The organism is Mesorhizobium sp. M0293, from assembly GCF_040321735.1.
In the GTDB taxonomy this organism is placed as follows: domain Bacteria; phylum Pseudomonadota; class Alphaproteobacteria; order Rhizobiales; family Rhizobiaceae; genus Mesorhizobium.
On sequence record NZ_JAMYSA010000004.1, the window covers coordinates 1 to 15750 of the forward strand.

Genomic DNA, 15750 nt, shown 5'->3' on the forward strand with positions numbered 1-15750 from the left:
TCCGAAGTGGTCTCTTCGATCTGCTGCTTGATCTGGGCAACGCGGCCCTGGATCTCGGCCTTCTTGCCGGCGCCGTCGACGATGGTGGTGTTCTCCTTGGAGATCGACACCTTCTTGGCGCGGCCGAGCATGTTGAGGCCGACGTTCTCGAGCTTGATGCCGAGGTCTTCGGAGATGACCTGGCCACCGGTGAGGATGGCGATGTCTTCCAGCATGGCCTTGCGGCGATCACCGAAGCCCGGCGCCTTGACGGCGGCGATCTTAAGGCCGCCACGCAGCTTGTTGACGACCAGCGTGGCGAGCGCCTCGCCTTCGACGTCTTCCGAGATGATGAGCAGCGGCTTCGAGGTCTGCACGACGGCTTCGAGGACCGGCAGCATCGCCTGCAGGTTGGAGAGCTTCTTCTCGTGCAGGAGGATGTAGACGTCCTCCAGTTCGGCAACCATCTTGTCGGCGTTGGTGACGAAGTAGGGCGAGAGATAGCCGCGGTCGAACTGCATGCCTTCGACGACCTCGAGTTCAGTCTCGGCGGTCTTGGCTTCCTCAACCGTGATGACGCCTTCGTTGCCGACCTTCTGCATCGCTTCCGCGATCATCTTCCCGACCGACTCGTCGCCATTGCCGGCGATCGTGCCGACCTGGGCAACTTCCTCGGAGGTCTTGATCTTCTTGGCAGCCTTGCCGAGCGCCGCGACGACTTCGGTCACGGCCAGATCGATGCCGCGCTTCAGGTCCATCGGGTTCATGCCGGCGGCAACGGCCTTGTTGCCTTCCTGGACGATCGACTGCGCCAGAACGGTCGCGGTTGTGGTGCCGTCACCGGCGATGTCGTTGGTCTTCGAAGCAACTTCGCGGATCATCTGCGCGCCCATGTTTTCGAACTTGTCGGAAAGTTCGATTTCCTTGGCGACGGTGACCCCGTCCTTGGTGATGCGCGGTGCGCCGAACGACTTGTCGATGACGACGTTGCGGCCCTTGGGGCCGAGGGTGACCTTCACCGCGTCGGCGAGGATGTTGATGCCGTGAAGCATGCGCTCGCGGGCATCGCGGGAGAATTTTACGTCTTTGGCAGCCATTTTTTTACTCCTGGGCATCTCGCCCGAAATTCAGATTTGATGGTGCGAAGGAAAGGCCTGATATCAGCCGATGATGCCCATAATGTCGGATTCCTTCATGATCAGAAGGTCTTCGCCATTGAGCTTGACTTCGGTACCCGACCACTTGCCGAACAGGATGCGGTCGCCGGCCTTGACGTCCAGCGGGACCAGCTTGCCTGCTTCGTCACGAGCGCCGGAGCCGACGGCGATGATCTCGCCTTCCTGCGGCTTTTCCTTCGCCGTATCCGGGATGATGATCCCGCCGGCGGTCTTGGATTCGGATTCGACCCGGCGAACGACCACGCGGTCAAGCAGCGGCCGGAAATTCGACTTTGCCATTTTTGGATGTCCTTGGTGCGGATGTTGAACGGTTCTCCGTTGCCGGAGCGTGCTTAGCACTCAGCGGAAGCGAGTGCTAACGCGGCAATGAGATAAGCCGCATGCTCCTGCTAGTCAAGACGAAAGAGCAAAGAGCAAAGAGAAAAGAGCAGACAGCAAAGAGAAGAGAGCAAAGAGCGTGTAAGCATCGAGCCTTTTATGTGAACAATGTCGGGTATCAGACATATATGGGGCGGCTCACCCTTTGTATTTGAGCTTTATTCAGATGGCACGAATGATGCAACAGGTGATGCATTTGATCTCATCCAGAGGCTCGCACGGGGTCGTGCTGCGTCAGCTCGGTCATGTCGAGCTTCAGAAGGCCATTTTGGCATTGGTTCTGTTGCCCTATTCCCATTCATGACCAGTCCTGCGCGCGTGAGCCGGCCGGCTAGATTCCAACCACGAGAGCGCCGCCGCTGAGACCCGCACCCGCCGCCGACAGAAGGATTTTCTCTCCAGGCTGGAATGGCTCCGTCTGGTTGGCGAGCGAGAGCGACAGCGGGATCGTCGCGGCCGAAGAGTTGCCGTATTCGGCAATCGTCTTGACAATTGCTTGGTCCGCGATGCCGAGGTTCCTCCCGACCGCGTCGAAAATCCGAGTATTGGCCTGATGGGGCACGAACCGGCCGAGATCGTGTGGCCGCACTCCGGCAGCGGCTAGCGCGCTTATCGAGCAATTGGTCATCATCTCGACGGCCTTTGCGAACACTTCGCGGCCGTCCGTCATCCTCATTCGGGTTTGCGCGAGATCGAGGTCACCGTGGAACGGCTTGTTGCTTCCTCCTGCGGGAATCTGGATCAGCCCGTATCGCGAGCCGTCCGAAGCCACCGAGGCACCGAGAATGCCCCGATCAGCATCATCGCACTGACCGATCACCAGGGCGCCGGCGGCATCGGCAAACAGGACCGAGCTTGCGCGCTCGGCTGGATTGATGCGGCGGCTGAGGATATTGGCGGCGATAACAAGGCTCGCTTTGCCGTGCAGGCGGGTAAATCCGTCCGCAAACATCAGCGCATAGATGAAGCCGGCGCAGGCGCCTGTCAGATCCACCGCGCCTGCGCTGCCAAGGCCAAGCTTGTGTGCGACCAGCGGCGCGCTCGGCGGCAGAAGATGGTCGGGCGTCGAGGTGGCAAGCAACAGCAGACCGATGTCGTGGCGCGCAATACCGGCGTTCGCCAGCGCCATGTCGCCGGCCTGCGCAGCAAGACCAGACAGCGTGTCTTCGTCGGTTGCCCAGAAGCGCGACCGTATCCCGGTACGCCTTTCGATCCAGCCTGGATCAAGACCGAGATTGCTCTCGATTTCGGCATTCGCCACCTTTCGCCCAGGCGCATGATGGCCAAACCCGAGAATGCGCGACGACTTGCTCATGGCCTGGACCCGAAGCGTTCGCCCGCCCCCTCGATGGCGTCATAGAGTCGCTCGAGCTCGTCGCCTGCCATGCAATAGGGCGGGAGAAGGTAGAGGACATTGCCGAGCGGGCGCACAAGCAGGCCGCGCTCGAGGAAGAACGCACGCAGCTTCGGACCAATCTCGGCGAGATAACCTGCGGAACCGGTTCGCAGGTCGAGCGCCGCGATCGTGCCGGTCGCGCGGCTGTTGGCAAAAAATGGATTGTCCCGAAACCGTTGCAGCCCGGCGGCCTGCATCGCGCTCAATGCCGTTATCCGCTCGGCCACCGGCTCGTCCCGCCAGATCTCGACATTGGCAAGTGCTGCCGCGCAGGCAATCGGGTTGGCGGTGTAGGAGCTCGAATGGAAAAACGTCTTCTTCCGGTCCTCGGAATAATGAGCCTGGAAGATGGCATCGGTGGCAAGCGTTACGGCCAGCGGGATGGCGCCGCCGGTCAGGCCTTTCGAGGTGCACAGGATATCTGGAGAGATCGATGCCTGCTCGCAGGCGAACATGGTTCCGGTCCGCCCCCAGCCGGTCATCACTTCGTCGGCGATCAGCAGCGTGCCGGAGGCCTCAGTGATCTTCTTCAATTCGGCCAGAACTGAAGCCGGATACATCAGCATGCCGCCGGCGCCCAGCACCAGCGGCTCGACGATTAAGGCTGCGGCTCGTCGATCGCGGGTCACAGCCTCTAAACGATCCAGCGTCTCTTGCTCGCGCCCCGCTGCCGGAAAGGGGATGGTGGCGACCTCGAACAGCAAGGGTTCGTAGGCGGCGTTGAACACGCCACGCGCACCGACGCTCATCGTGCCGATCGTGTCGCCATGATAGCTGTGATCCATGACGACGATGCGCGAGCGTGGGGCGCCGATATTGCGGAAATAACCGAGCGCCATCTTCAGCGCTACTTCGACCGAGGTCGAGCCACTGTCGGAATAGAACACCCAGTCGAGTCCAGCGGGAGCGAGGCCGACAAGCGCCTTGGCCAAGCGCTCTGCCGGCTCGTGCGTGAAGCCCGCAAAGATGATCTGGTCGAGGCTCGACGCGGTTGTCTCGATTGCCTTCATGATGCGGGGATGGCGGTGGCCATGTGTGACGACCCACCAGGAGGAGATGGCGTCCAGGATGCGGGCGCCGTCGGCCCTGCGGAGATAGGCGCCTTCAGTCCGGACGATTTCTGGGATCGCAGGCTCGAGCGCGTGCTGGGTGAAGGGATGCCACACATGAGACTGCGACATCAGTCACCTCCAGTAATCGAGGCGAAGGCGAAGCCGGCAATCATTGCGTCCCTCAGTGTCTTGCCGGTCAGCAGATCGAGGTGCGGCAGCCTGCCGAGCTGCGGCGCACCGCTGAATTCCACGATGGTCCGTTGCGTATCGGCCATCTCATCGCCGATGAAAGCGATGCCGGCCAACGGGATGGATCGGGCGCGGAGCGCCTCGATCGAGAGCAAGGTGTGGTTGATGGTGCCGAGCGTGGTGCGGGCGCACAGAATAACGGGCAGCCGCCATTCAGCGAAGATGTCGATGAGCCTTGTGCGCCGGTTGAGCGGCACCATCAGGCCGCCGGAGCCTTCGATGACGAGCGGCGTCGGTAGGACGGGAAAAGCAAGATCGGCAGCCTTGATCGCCACGCCGTCGATCTCGGCCGAACGATGCGGCGACAGCGGGCTCCGCAAGCGGTAGGCTTCCGGCAGCACGCGCTCTGAGGGCAAGCCGGCAAGCCGCGCGACCACTTCGCTGTCGGTCTCGCCGTCGAGGCCCGATTGCACCGGTTTCCAGTAAAAGCCGTCGAGCGAACCGGCGAGCCCAGCCGCAAACACGGTCTTGCCAACTCCCGTGTCGGTTCCGGTGATGACGATGCGTTGGGTCATACCGCCTCCGGTGATGTTTGGGCCAACACCTCGACCAGCGCCTCGACCATGGCGGAAATGTCGGCTTCGCCGATATTGAGCGTCAGTGAGATGCGCAGCCGCGACGTGCGCACGGTCGGAGGACGAATACCGCGTATGTCGAAGCCGCGGGCCTGCAGGCGCGCCGCCACTGCCATGGTGCGCCTGATATCGCCGATTACGAGGGGCTGGATCTGCGAGCCGCTGGGTATCACGCCGCAGCGCTCGGCCAGCTGGCGGCCGGCGAGGGCAACGCGTTCATGCAGCTGAACACGCCGCATAGGCTCGTCGGCGAGCATTGCGAGTGCTTCGCGCACTGCCACTGCCATCAGCGGCGATGGCGCGGTGGCGTAGATGAATGGCCGGCAACGGTTGATCAGATACTCGCACAGTGCCCTCGGCCCGGTCACGAGCCCACCAGATGCGCCGAGCGCCTTGCCGCAGGTGTGGAGCGCGACGATGTTGTCGCGGCCCTCGAAAGCGGCGGCAAGCCCCCGGCCGTCCGGTCCCCAGACGCCGGTCGAATGCGCCTCGTCAATGACGATGAATGCGCCGTGCCGATCGGCAAGCGCGACCAGGCTCTCCAAAGGCGCGCAGTCGCCATCCATGCTGTAAAGGCTCTCCACCGCGATCCAGACGCATCCCATGCCGCCTGCGGCGCGCCAACGTGTGATCGCATCCTCAACAGCGGTGGCATCGTTGTGCGCGGCCAGCACGAACTGTGCGCGCCCGGCCTGCGCACCCTCATGCATGCTGGCATGGGCGAGCTCATCGAGAACCAAAAGATCGCCCTTCCGCGGCAGGGCGCTCAGCAGAGCGAAGTTGGCGATGTAGCCGCTGCCGAAGAACAGCGCGCGGTCGGCTCCAAAGAATGCCGCCGCGTCTGCCTCGAGCTGCTCGTGTTCCGGTGCATTGCCGCGCAACAGCCGCGACCCGGTGGCGCCAACCGGCGTGCCCCGCGCAATCGCCGCCACAACAGCATCGCCAAGTCTCCTGGACGAGGCCAGCCCGAGATAGTCGTTCGACGAGAAATCGAGACCTGCGCGCGGCGCAAGCGTCCGCAGCCGGTCCTTGCGGGCCAGTCCCTGCAAGGTCGCGTCATAGCGGGCAAGCGGTGCCCCGTTCATTGCGCCTCGAGTTCCATCGGCTCAATGCCGAGACGGCGGAACAGAAGGCTATCCTTGTCCTCACCGGGATTGTCCGCCGTCAGCAGCGTGTCGCCGACGAAAATCGAGTTGGCACCGGCAAAAAAGGACAGCGCCTGCATCTCGTCGGTCATGGCGGTGCGGCCGGCGGAAAGACGCACATGCGATTTCGGCATCATGATGCGCGCCAGGGCGATCACGCGCACGAATTCGATCGGCTCAATAGGCTTGGCATCGGCAAGCGGGGTGCCGGCGATCGGGATCAGCATGTTGATCGGGACGCTTTCCGGCGGCTCGGGTAGGTTCGCCAGCGTAACCAGCATGTCGATCCGGTCCACCGGATCTTCGCCCATGCCGACAATACCGCCGCAGCAGACCTTGATGCCGGATCGACGAACCTGCTCAAGCGTGTCGAGCCGCTCGGCATAGCCGCGCGTGCTGATGATCTCGCTGTAGTAGCGTTCCGACGTATCGATGTTGTGGTTGTAGTAGTCGAGGCCCGCCTGCTTCAGTCGAGCGGCTTGCTCAAGATCGAGCATGCCGAGCGTCATGCAGGTCTCCATGCCCAGCGCCTTGACGCCTTCGACCATCGCCACCACCGCATCCATGTCGCGCGCCTTGGGGTTTCGCCAGGCCGCGCCCATGCAATAACGCGTGGCGCCGGCATCACGCGCCTTGGTCGCCTCGGCGATGACGCGCCGGACCTCCATCAGCTTCGACGCCTTCAGGCCGGTTTCGTGACGCGCCGACTGGCTGCAATAGCCACAATCCTCCGGGCATCCTCCCGTCTTGATGCTGAGCAGCCGGCTGAGCTGGACCTTGTTTGGATCGAAATTCTGGCGGTGCACCGTTTGCGCCAGGAAGAGGAGATTGTTGAAGGGGGCATGGTAAAGTGCCTGAGCCTTCTCCAGGGTCCACGCTCCGGGGTCAGGGGATTGAGCCTGTGGCGATGTCTGCGTTGAACTTGCCGTTTGCATGTCCATGCTGTTCCTCCGGTCTGTCTTGCGGGGTCTTTGCTATCTGACTGTTGACGATCGGAGAGGACAGTTGACCCAATCCTGACTCAGACAATCATGAGCCCCGATGGTCGAGGCCGATATCCAGGATCGGCGCGCTGTGGATGAGTCGGCCGACCGAAATCAGATCAACGCCGGTCGCGGCAACCGCCCGCGCTGTATGGGACGTGATCCCGCCAGAAGCCTCGGTGATAGCGCGGCCACCGACCATTGCGACGGCGCGGCGAAGATCGGGGAGGGACATGTTGTCGAGCAGAACCGCATCGGGAGCGAAGCCAAGTACCTCCTCCAACTGGGCCAGAGTATCGACCTCGACTTCGATCTTGACGAGATGACCGGCCGCTCTTCGTGCTCGCTCGAGCGCTGGGCGGACGCCGCCTGCGATGGCGATGTGGTTGTCCTTGATCAAAATTGCATCGTCCAGACCGAAGCGGTGATTGGACCCGCCACCTGCGCGCACGGCATACTTTTCGACTGCCCGCAATCCGGGCGTCGTCTTGCGGGTGCAGACGATCTTCGCGCCATACCCACGAACCGCAGCGACGATCGATGCCGTTGCCGTGGCGATGCCGCTCAGATGGCACAAAAAATTGAGTGCCGTCCTTTCGGCTGTGAGAATGGCCCGGGCCGGGCCAACCACTGATGCAATGATCTCTCCATCCACGACATTGCAGCCGTCTGCGCGCTCCACCGAGATTTCGACAGCAGGATCAATCAAGCCGAAAGCGAGCATCGCCAGATCGAGGCCGGCGACAACTCCGGACTGTCGCGCCACCAACACGGTTCCCGCTTGGTATTCCTTCGGGACGATGGCCTGCGTGGTCAAGTCGCCGGCTCTGCCAAGATCTTCAAGAAGAGCTGCCCGTACAAGCGGCTCAAGCACGACCGTGGGTAGCGGTGAAAGTGTCATCACTTCGGCCCTTCGAGACTTGGCGAGTGTCCGAGTCCCCGCGCTGTAGCCAAGGCGGCTTCGAGGGTGATTTCGGACCGTCGGGCGGCAGTCGCATGATGAGGAAAATCTGTCCGGTAATGAGCGCCGCGGCTTTCTTCGCGCAACAAGGCGGCAACCGCGATCATTAGCCCGACAGCCGCCGGATCCGAGACCGCATCCTTGCTTTCGGCGAGCGGCAATAAGGCACGCGCGGCTGCTTTCAACCCTTCACCGTCCCGGACGATGCCGAGTGCGCGCGACAGGAAAACACGCACGCGTATCGGAGCGGGCGGTGGGTAAACGTTCGCAAACGCAGGCCTTGTTCTGCGCGCAGGCGTCCCGGCGACACTTTCAGCGACCCAGCGGGCGCACACGATGGCTTCTGTCAAGGAATTGCTGGCGAGCCTGTTGGCGCCATGCAGTCCTGTCGAAGCGACTTCGCCGCAGGCCCACAGCCCCTTGACGGAGGTTCTGCCGGAGCTGTCCACTGCAACGCCACCCATGTGGTAGTGTTGGGCCGGCCGAATGGGGATGAGATCGCGGGCGGGATTGATGCCCGCTCCACGACAGGCTGATGCGATTGTCGGGAAATGTCGAGCGAATGCCGGGCCAGGCCGTTGTCGGGCGTCGAGAAAAACACGGTGGCCGTCCGCAAGATGGTTCCACACGGCCCGGGCCAAGACATCGCGAGGCGCAAGTTCCGCCCCTGGCACGCTCTGGAGAAAAGCCTGGCCGGTTTCATCGATCAGGGCAGCACCTTCGCCTCGGACAGCCTCGCTGACCAGCGCCATAGGGCGTTCCGGGCCGTCAAGCGCGGTCGGGTGGAACTGGATGAATTCGAGGTCGGCTAGGACAGCTCCAGCGCGGGCCGCAAGTGCAAGGCCTTGTCCGCAACTTCCCCAAGGGTTCGTGGTGTCGAGAAACAGTCCCCCGATGCCACCGGTGGCGAGGACGACCCGCCGTGAGCCGAAGAAGAAAGGTCCGATCGAACAGCTCGCCCAGACGCCCCGGATCGCATTCTCTCGCACGGCCAGCCGGCGCGCTTCCACGCCCTCCACGACAACTATCGACGGAGTGGAACGCACAGCCGCGATCAGGGCACGCATGATCTCACGCCCGGTGCCGTCCCCATGCGCATGAACGATGCGACGTCGGCTGTGTGCGGCCTCCAATCCGAGGCACAGTGATCCTTTCGGCGTGCGGTCAAAGGGAACCCCAAAGGCCGCAAGCCCCTCTATCGCCTTGGGCGCGGCTTGGAGGATGCGGCTCGCCACGTCTCTGTCGCAGAGACCATCCCCGGCAGCAAGCGTATCGGCCAGGTGCATTGCCGGCTCGTCGTCTTCGCCGAAACTTGCAGCCAGACCCCCCTGTGCCCAGGTGCTCGAATTGTCAGCTCCCAGCAGCGACCTTGACAGAAGAAGCACCGGCTCCGGCGACAGTTGAAGCGCGGTCATCAGTCCGGCGATGCCGCCGCCGATGATGATGGGACGCCCGAAGAAGCTGCGGAGGTCGGCGCTCAAACTGCCAGCATCCGTTCGACCGCAAGCCGCGCGCGCCCGGCGATCCCGGGTTCGATGGTTACGACATGTTGGTTCTGCTCGAGCGCCGTGCGGATGTTGGCAAGCGTGATCCGCTTCATGTGCGGGCACAAATTGCAGGGCCGGATGAACTCGACCTCTGGGTGCGCTAACGCGACGTTGTCGCTCATCGAGCATTCCGTCATCAGCACGACACGTGGCGGCCTTTGCCCTTCGACATAGTCGGACATGGCAGCCGTCGAGCCGGAAAAATCTGCTTCAGCCACGACGTCGGGCGGGCATTCGGGATGGGCGAGCACGACCACGCCGGGATGGCTTTCGCGCAACTCGCGGATGTCGGCCGGTGTAAAGCGCTCATGCACCTCGCAATGCCCTTTCCAGGCGATGATCTGTACATCGGTCTGGGCGGCGATATTCTGGGCCAGATATTCGTCCGGCAGCATGATCACCCGGAGAACCCCAAGGGATTCGACGACCGCCTTGGCGTTGCCGGATGTACAGCAGATATCCGACTCGGCTTTCACTTCGGCCGACGTGTTTACATAAGTAATGATCGGAACGCCGGGATAACGCTGGCGCATCAAGCGCACGTCTTCTGCCGTGATTGATTCCGCCAACGAGCAACCGGCGCTGAGATCCGGAATGAGCACGGTCTTGTCCGGATTAAGGAGCTTGGCCGTTTCGGCCATGAAATGGACGCCGGCCAGCACGATGACTTGCGCCTCGATCGTCGCAGCCGTGCGGGCTAATGCCAAGCTGTCGCCGACGATGTCGGCCACGCAATGGAAAATCTCGGGCGTCTGATAGTTGTGCGCCAGGATGATGGCGTTGCGCTCGCGCTTCAGTGCAAGGATCGCCTCGATATCGTCGACGAAAGCCGGCCATTCGATCGGCGGGATCACTCGCCGGACGCGCTCGTAGAGCAACGCGGCCGCAGGCAGCATGGCGCTCATCAACCCTCTCCCGCTTATACTCTAATTGAAAATAACCAGCATATACTTGCTGTGAGTATAAGGGATGTCAACCCCGCGCCAGCGGCAATTTTGTCCCGGCGATGAGCCTATCGTCGAGAACGGCGTGGCGGAAACGGAAAAGCTTCGCTGGCCGGCCGCCGGTCTCAGTAGTGGCCTCTCCGGTCTCCTCGACCAGCTCCTGCTGTTCGATCAGTCGGCGAAAGTTCGGCTTGTGGATGAGTCTGCCGGCGAGCGCCTCCACGGTTCGCTGCAGCTGCAAAAGCGTGAAGACCGGCGGCATCAGCTCAAAGACGACCGGCCGGTATTTGATCTTGGAGCGCAGCCGCGCAATGCCGGTCGCCACGATGCGGCGATGATCGGCGACCATGGACTTGCTGGGCACCAGCGGAGGGGGCGCCGCGTCCCGCCCTCTTACGGCCTCTTGGACCAGGCCTGCTTCGTAGACTAACTCATAGCGTTGAAGCGTGAGTTCCTCGTTCCAAAGGCGGTCGTCGAAGCCGAAGGCTATCGTCGCCCGCTGCCAGCGTTCACGTCGCGTGGCCGCATCGCGGACGCCGTTTGCCCATTCAATCAGGCGTGGTCGCAGAACGTCCAGCACGACCGGAGGCGTGCCGGAGCGGTGGTCCTCCCATGGAAAATATTCATACCAATTCTGCCATCCGCACTTGGGCGAGCCCGCTGCCTGTTCCTTGCGGGTCAATGCAAGATAGCTGATGGAGATGACGCGCTGCTGGCGCTCGGCGCCGATGCGATCCCGATCAGCGAACGTGTAGAGTTGCTCAATGTACCCCAGCCGATGGCCGGTCTGCTGCTCGACCCACCCCCTCAAGCCGGATTGCAGCGATCGGTGCTCAAGCGCAAAGGGACCGGAGGGCAAGGTGTCTGCCTGGCCGATGGTGAGGACACAGGGTTCACTGTCGTTTACGGCGACGACAAGGGCGATCAGGTCCACTTTGACGTCGTCGGCCTTGAAGGCGGCTCTGTCTTTCCTGAGTCGTATTGCCTGATCGTCCATGTTCGCGAATTGGTTTGCCAGCTCGGGGGGGCACTTAATCGATTTAGTGTAAGCGCGCCTGTCGGCACGTCAACACCCCACAGCTGCACGGCCATTTTTTTGCTCTTCGCACCTGCACAAAAATGTGCGAAAGGCGACACCCGCGGTTGGTAACGTAGGGGAAGGAGGATCCATTGAGCGCGTTTGGTGATACCAAGGCGATCACACCGCCGGATATTCGTTCGCGCAAAGGTGGGACGCCGCTCGTCTGCCTTACCGCCTATACCACCCCAGTCGCGCGGCTTGTCGATCCCCATTGTGATGTGGTGCTCGTCGGCGACAGCGTCGGCATGGTTCTCCACGGTCTGCCCTCGACGCTCGGTGTCACGCTGGAGATGATGATCACGCATGGCCAGGCGGTTCGCCGTGGCATCAAGCAGGCGCTGATGGTCGTCGACCTGCCGTTCGGTTCCTTCGAAGAAAGCCCAGAGCAGGCTTTCCGAAATGCTGCGCGCGTCATGGCGGAGACCGGCTGCACGGCCGTCAAGCTCGAAGGCGGCGAAACGATGGCAGAGACGATCGGCTTCCTCGCCGCACGCGGCGTGCCCGTCATGGCTCATGTCGGCTTGACGCCGCAGGCCATCAACGCCATCGGTGGCTACCGCGTGCAGGGCAGGGGCGGGGATGCCGAGCGCATCAGGCGCGACGCACTTGCCGTGAGCGAAGCGGGCGCCTTTGCGGTCGTCCTGGAAAAGGTTCCTGAGGCGCTCGCCCGCCGGATCACCGGGGAGGTGGCGGCCCCGACCATTGGCATCGGTGCCTCGGCAGCCTGTGACGGCCAGATTCTCGTCGTCGACGACATGCTGGGCCTCTTCGGCGACTTCCGACCCAAGTTCGTCAAGCGCTATGCTGAACTGGGGGAGGCGGCTGCGGCTGCGATCGCTTCCTATGCGCACGAGGTGAAGGAGCGCCAGTTTCCGGCCGCCAAGCACGTGTTTGCCGATGCGCCCAAGCCCGCCGACACGGACGCCACCAAGAGCGGAGAAGCAGCGTGAGCGTGCCGATCGTCAGGAGCGTTGACCAGCTTCGCGAAATCGTCGCCGCATGGCGCCGCGAGGGCGTGAGGATTGCCGTGGTGCCAACCATGGGCGTCCTGCATGAGGGCCATCTCAGCCTGGTGCGCGCTGCACTCGAGAAAGCAGACCGTGTGATCGTGACGCTCTTCGTCAACCCGAAGCAATTCAATAGCCAGGCCGATCTTGCCGCGTATCCGCGCACCGAGGACGAGGATGCCGCCAAGCTGGCACCGGTTGGCGCGCACCTGCTTTATGCGCCAGATGCAGAGGAGATGTATCCGGCGGGCTTCGCCACCACCGTTTCGGTGTCCGGTGTCAGCGAGGGCCTGTGCGGTGCCTTCCGGCCGGGACATTTCGATGGCGTGGCGACCGTCGTCGCCAAGCTCTTCCTGCAGACCAGCGCTGACTTCGGCTTCTTTGGCGAAAAGGACTTTCAGCAAATTCACCTGGTCAGGCGCATGGCCCGGGATCTGGATATTCCAATCACCATTGTTGCCTGTCCGACAGTCCGTGAAGCCGACGGTCTTGCGCTATCATCGCGCAATGTGCGGCTCTCGCCAGCGCAACGCGCTGTTGCTCCCAAGCTATCATCGGTCCTGCTCAAGACGGCTGAGCGGCTTGGGCGCGGCTCACCCGTCCTGCCAACGCTTGCAGAATCTCGCGCAGCAATTCTGGCTCGCGAGGTCGAATACCTGGAACTTCGCGAAGAGGCAGATCTGCACCCGATGCCAAGCCTTGATCGACCGGCACGGTTGCTTGCCGCGGCCTGGCTCGGCGGCACACGTCTCATAGACAACGTCAGACTATTTCGGATTGGTTCAACAGATTAGCCACGTTCTCGGCACGCGCTGTATCCGTCCGGGATCGTTTAAAACAAGGTCTCTGCCTGGCATTGAGCGAACGGAGGTTACGCACAGGGCAAATGCATCGCGTGTTTGAGAACTTCGTCGAGCAACTGTCTGCAAGTGTTGATGCTGCCGATCTCTGTGAGGCAATGGCCTCCGCTGCAGCCGGCTTCGACTTCCCGCTATTCGCCTATTTCACTTACCCGTCGGCCTCCGGCGACGCCCCCCAATTGATTTCAAACTATCCTTCATCCTGGACATCACGTTATCTGCAACAGCGGTACCACAGGTTTGATCCGGTCATCCTGCGCGGGCTGCAAGGCTGGGATACATTCGATTGGGGTGTGGACCGCGCTCGACACTGTCTGCCGAATTCGCAGCAACAAATTCTGGAGAGTGCGGCTGAGTTTGGCATCTGCGGCGGCCTGACGATGTCCATGCATGATCATCTCGGCCGGTTTGCTGCCCTGACCTTTGCTTCCGACGAGTCCCGTCCGCTTCTGTTGCGGTCACTGGCACGTTACGAAAAAGCATTGCAGCTGGTGGCCATCAACTTTCATATCCACGTCCGGCGCAGGCTCGCCGATGATCGCGTGGTGGATGGTGTAACGCTCACCCCGCGGGAGTTCGAGTGCCTGAAATGGGCGGCGCGCGGCAAGTCGGCTTGGGATATCAGCCAGCTTCTCGGCGTCTCAAAGCGCACCGTGACTTTTCACTTGGAAAACGCCAAGGCAAAGTTTGGCGTTCGAACGATCAACCAGGCCGTTGCACGCATGGCTGCCTCCGGCCAGACGAGATCCTGATTCTTCAGCCACGATACCTGTAAACCTCTACAGGCTGCATCGCTGTCAGCTTTGCCCTTCGATGGCGGGAACACATCCCACATGGAGGCGACCATGATGCAACTGATAACACCAGACTTTTACAACGAGTTTGCAGGCGAACTCAAAGAGATGCACGGGCTCAGGTTTCGGGTGTTCAAGGAAAGGCTCGATTGGGAAGTTGATACCGAAGACCAGATGGAATCCGATTCGTTTGATGCTCTGAAGCCCGTCTATCTGCTCCTCAAAGGATCCGACTGGCGAATTCGCGGTTGCGTGCGTCTTCTGCCCAGCACCGGACCCACAATGTTGCGCGACACCTTCCCGGTGCTGCTGGGTGCTGACGTCGTGCCCTCGACCACCGACATATGGGAGAGCAGTCGTTTCGCGCTCGATCTTCCTCCGTCGGCGCCCAAGGCTGCGGGCGGGCTGGCCCAGGCGACCTACGAGCTCTTCGCGGGCATGATCGAGTTCGGCTTGGCCAAGGATCTGACCCGGATAGTAACGGTGACGGATACGCGCATGGAGCGGATCCTCCGCCTGGCTACGTGGCCATTGTCGCGCATCGGAGAACCCAAATGCGTCGGCAAAACGGAGGCGGTGGCTGGGTTTCTCGAGATTTCCCACGCGAGCCTTTTGCGCATCCGCAGCAGGGGACGTCTGATTGGACCGGTACTGTGGCAACCGGTTCTAGGCCCGTCGGCATAGCGCTATAGTGGACACCTGAGCCATGAAGGATGCTGGTCTGTCCAAGGAAGCGACGGTCGGCCTTGTATGCTGGCCGGACTGGCGTCGCCACGACGCTTACCACTATGCCAGACGATTGCCACGCACTGGCTGGGCCTGGGAGTTTCTTCGGCGCAATCCACAATTCCAGCGCGACCACGCCAAAATGGCACCGTCCGCCTGCATTGTCGGACCCCAAGGCGACATGCAGATAATCGAGTTGACGACAGGATCAGCTCTCCTAAGACAATGGAGCCTTCTTTTTCGCCGACGCGCCACTTTCGGACGCTACATCGGCGAGGGTCTTTTGGGATCCGCGCGATTGCGCCTGTATTCTACGAGCGGCCGCGGAGCCGCTTGGGCTCGACCACGATTTTGAACCGCTTCACCTTTCTTCGCTCTCATGCTGCAAGGACATCCTGCTGACAGCTGCGGGCGTGCAGCACGTGCTGCTGAGGGAGAACTGCCGGAGTCTGCAGATCGCCGTTTCCGGTGCGTCCGTCCTCCGCCCGTTGCGGCTATATGTCGACGCGATCGTTCAGCCGCAGCACCTCAAGTTCCATGTCGCTGCCCTTCAGTTCTTGAACCACGTCAATGGTTGCGCCCGCCTGTCAGCTGCTTGCTTTCCGCCGGAACACCGCGGAGCGCGTCTGCGTATCGTACTCCAGGCTTTGGATGGCTCGCTTGCCGGAGCATCTCATCAGGAGGTCGCCATTGCCTTGTTCGGGACACGCCGCGTCGAAGAAGATTGGCGTCATCCAGGTGGCCATCTTCGCGATCAGGTACGTCGCGCCATCCAACGTGGCCGCTACCTGATGGGCGGCGGCTACAGACAGTTCCTGAGGTAATTGGGGCGGTTGCGATTGTCTTATTCGAACGCGCAACCTCCATTTCTGAGTGCAATTGTGCGTTGCACAAA

Annotated in this window: 17 protein-coding genes; 6 read left to right on the top strand and 11 right to left on the bottom strand. The window is 62.0% G+C overall.

Annotated features, from left to right (window positions below):
- The 11 genes from groL to NKJ06_RS02690 all read right to left on the bottom strand — a co-directional run.
- Positions 1-1076, bottom strand: a 1076-nt coding sequence (gene groL / locus NKJ06_RS02640) for a chaperonin GroEL (protein ID WP_352808967.1), incomplete at its 3' end; no start/stop codon positions are given.
- Between the two features lie 63 nt (positions 1077-1139).
- On the bottom strand, positions 1140-1436 hold the full coding sequence (gene groES / locus NKJ06_RS02645) for a co-chaperone GroES (protein WP_352808968.1): 297 nt from the start codon (positions 1434-1436) through the stop codon (positions 1140-1142).
- Between the two features lie 430 nt (positions 1437-1866).
- Complete coding sequence (bioZ, locus tag NKJ06_RS02650) at positions 1867-2850, bottom strand: 3-oxopimeloyl-[acyl-carrier-protein] synthase BioZ (protein ID WP_023766585.1); 984 nt, start codon at positions 2848-2850, stop codon at positions 1867-1869.
- Positions 2847-4112 (bottom strand): adenosylmethionine--8-amino-7-oxononanoate transaminase, encoded by a 1266-nt coding sequence (locus NKJ06_RS02655; RefSeq protein ID WP_352808971.1) that lies wholly within the window; start codon positions 4110-4112, stop codon positions 2847-2849. Before NKJ06_RS02655 ends, bioZ begins: the two co-directional genes overlap by 4 nt.
- Positions 4112-4747: a dethiobiotin synthase gene (gene bioD, locus NKJ06_RS02660; protein WP_352808974.1), complete on the bottom strand. Its 636-nt coding sequence runs from the start codon at positions 4745-4747 to the stop codon at positions 4112-4114. Before bioD ends, NKJ06_RS02655 begins: the two co-directional genes overlap by 1 nt.
- Positions 4744-5892, bottom strand: a complete 1149-nt coding sequence (locus tag NKJ06_RS02665) for an 8-amino-7-oxononanoate synthase (protein ID WP_023814406.1) — start codon at positions 5890-5892, stop codon at positions 4744-4746. The genes bioD and NKJ06_RS02665 overlap by 4 nt, the downstream gene beginning before the upstream one ends.
- Positions 5889-6887: a biotin synthase BioB gene (gene bioB, locus NKJ06_RS02670; protein WP_352809077.1), complete on the bottom strand. Its 999-nt coding sequence runs from the start codon at positions 6885-6887 to the stop codon at positions 5889-5891. The genes NKJ06_RS02665 and bioB overlap by 4 nt, the downstream gene beginning before the upstream one ends.
- Positions 6888-6981: 94 nt before the next feature.
- Positions 6982-7836, bottom strand: a complete 855-nt coding sequence (gene nadC / locus NKJ06_RS02675) for a carboxylating nicotinate-nucleotide diphosphorylase (RefSeq protein WP_023766589.1) — start codon at positions 7834-7836, stop codon at positions 6982-6984.
- Positions 7836-9377: an L-aspartate oxidase gene (locus tag NKJ06_RS02680; RefSeq protein WP_023766590.1), complete on the bottom strand. Its 1542-nt coding sequence runs from the start codon at positions 9375-9377 to the stop codon at positions 7836-7838. Before NKJ06_RS02680 ends, nadC begins: the two co-directional genes overlap by 1 nt.
- A complete protein-coding gene (nadA, locus tag NKJ06_RS02685; protein ID WP_023766591.1) occupies positions 9374-10348 on the bottom strand; it encodes a quinolinate synthase NadA in 975 nt (324 codons plus the stop codon). The genes NKJ06_RS02680 and nadA overlap by 4 nt, the downstream gene beginning before the upstream one ends.
- Before the next feature lie 67 nt (positions 10349-10415).
- The gene (locus NKJ06_RS02690; protein ID WP_352567807.1) at positions 10416-11384 is read right to left on the bottom strand and encodes an NUDIX hydrolase; all 969 of its coding nucleotides are present in this window, start codon (positions 11382-11384) and stop codon (positions 10416-10418) included.
- A 173-nt stretch (positions 11385-11557) separates the two neighbouring features.
- Here NKJ06_RS02690 and panB point away from each other — a divergent pair, with 173 nt between their 5' ends.
- The 6 genes from panB to NKJ06_RS02720 all read left to right on the top strand — a co-directional run bounded on the left by panB (position 11558) and on the right by NKJ06_RS02720 (position 15679).
- Positions 11558-12418 carry a 3-methyl-2-oxobutanoate hydroxymethyltransferase gene (panB, locus tag NKJ06_RS02695; protein WP_352808977.1) on the top strand — a complete coding sequence of 287 codons (861 nt, stop codon included), beginning with the start codon at positions 11558-11560 and terminating at the stop codon, positions 12416-12418.
- The gene (gene panC / locus NKJ06_RS02700) at positions 12415-13269 is read left to right on the top strand and encodes a pantoate--beta-alanine ligase (RefSeq protein WP_352808979.1); all 855 of its coding nucleotides are present in this window, start codon (positions 12415-12417) and stop codon (positions 13267-13269) included. The genes panB and panC overlap by 4 nt, the downstream gene beginning before the upstream one ends.
- A 92-nt stretch (positions 13270-13361) precedes the next feature.
- Positions 13362-14087: a LuxR family transcriptional regulator gene (locus NKJ06_RS02705; RefSeq protein WP_023766594.1), complete on the top strand. Its 726-nt coding sequence runs from the start codon at positions 13362-13364 to the stop codon at positions 14085-14087.
- Positions 14088-14180: 93 nt separating this feature from the next.
- Complete coding sequence (locus tag NKJ06_RS02710; protein ID WP_023766595.1) at positions 14181-14813, top strand: acyl-homoserine-lactone synthase; 633 nt, start codon at positions 14181-14183, stop codon at positions 14811-14813.
- A 22-nt stretch (positions 14814-14835) separates the two neighbouring features.
- A complete protein-coding gene (locus NKJ06_RS02715) occupies positions 14836-15210 on the top strand; it encodes a transcriptional regulator domain-containing protein (protein ID WP_350314065.1) in 375 nt (124 codons plus the stop codon).
- 67 nt (positions 15211-15277) lie between these two features.
- On the top strand, positions 15278-15679 hold the full coding sequence (locus NKJ06_RS02720) for a DUF2285 domain-containing protein (RefSeq protein WP_245264243.1): 402 nt from the start codon (positions 15278-15280) through the stop codon (positions 15677-15679).
- Positions 15680-15750 lie beyond the last annotated feature (71 nt).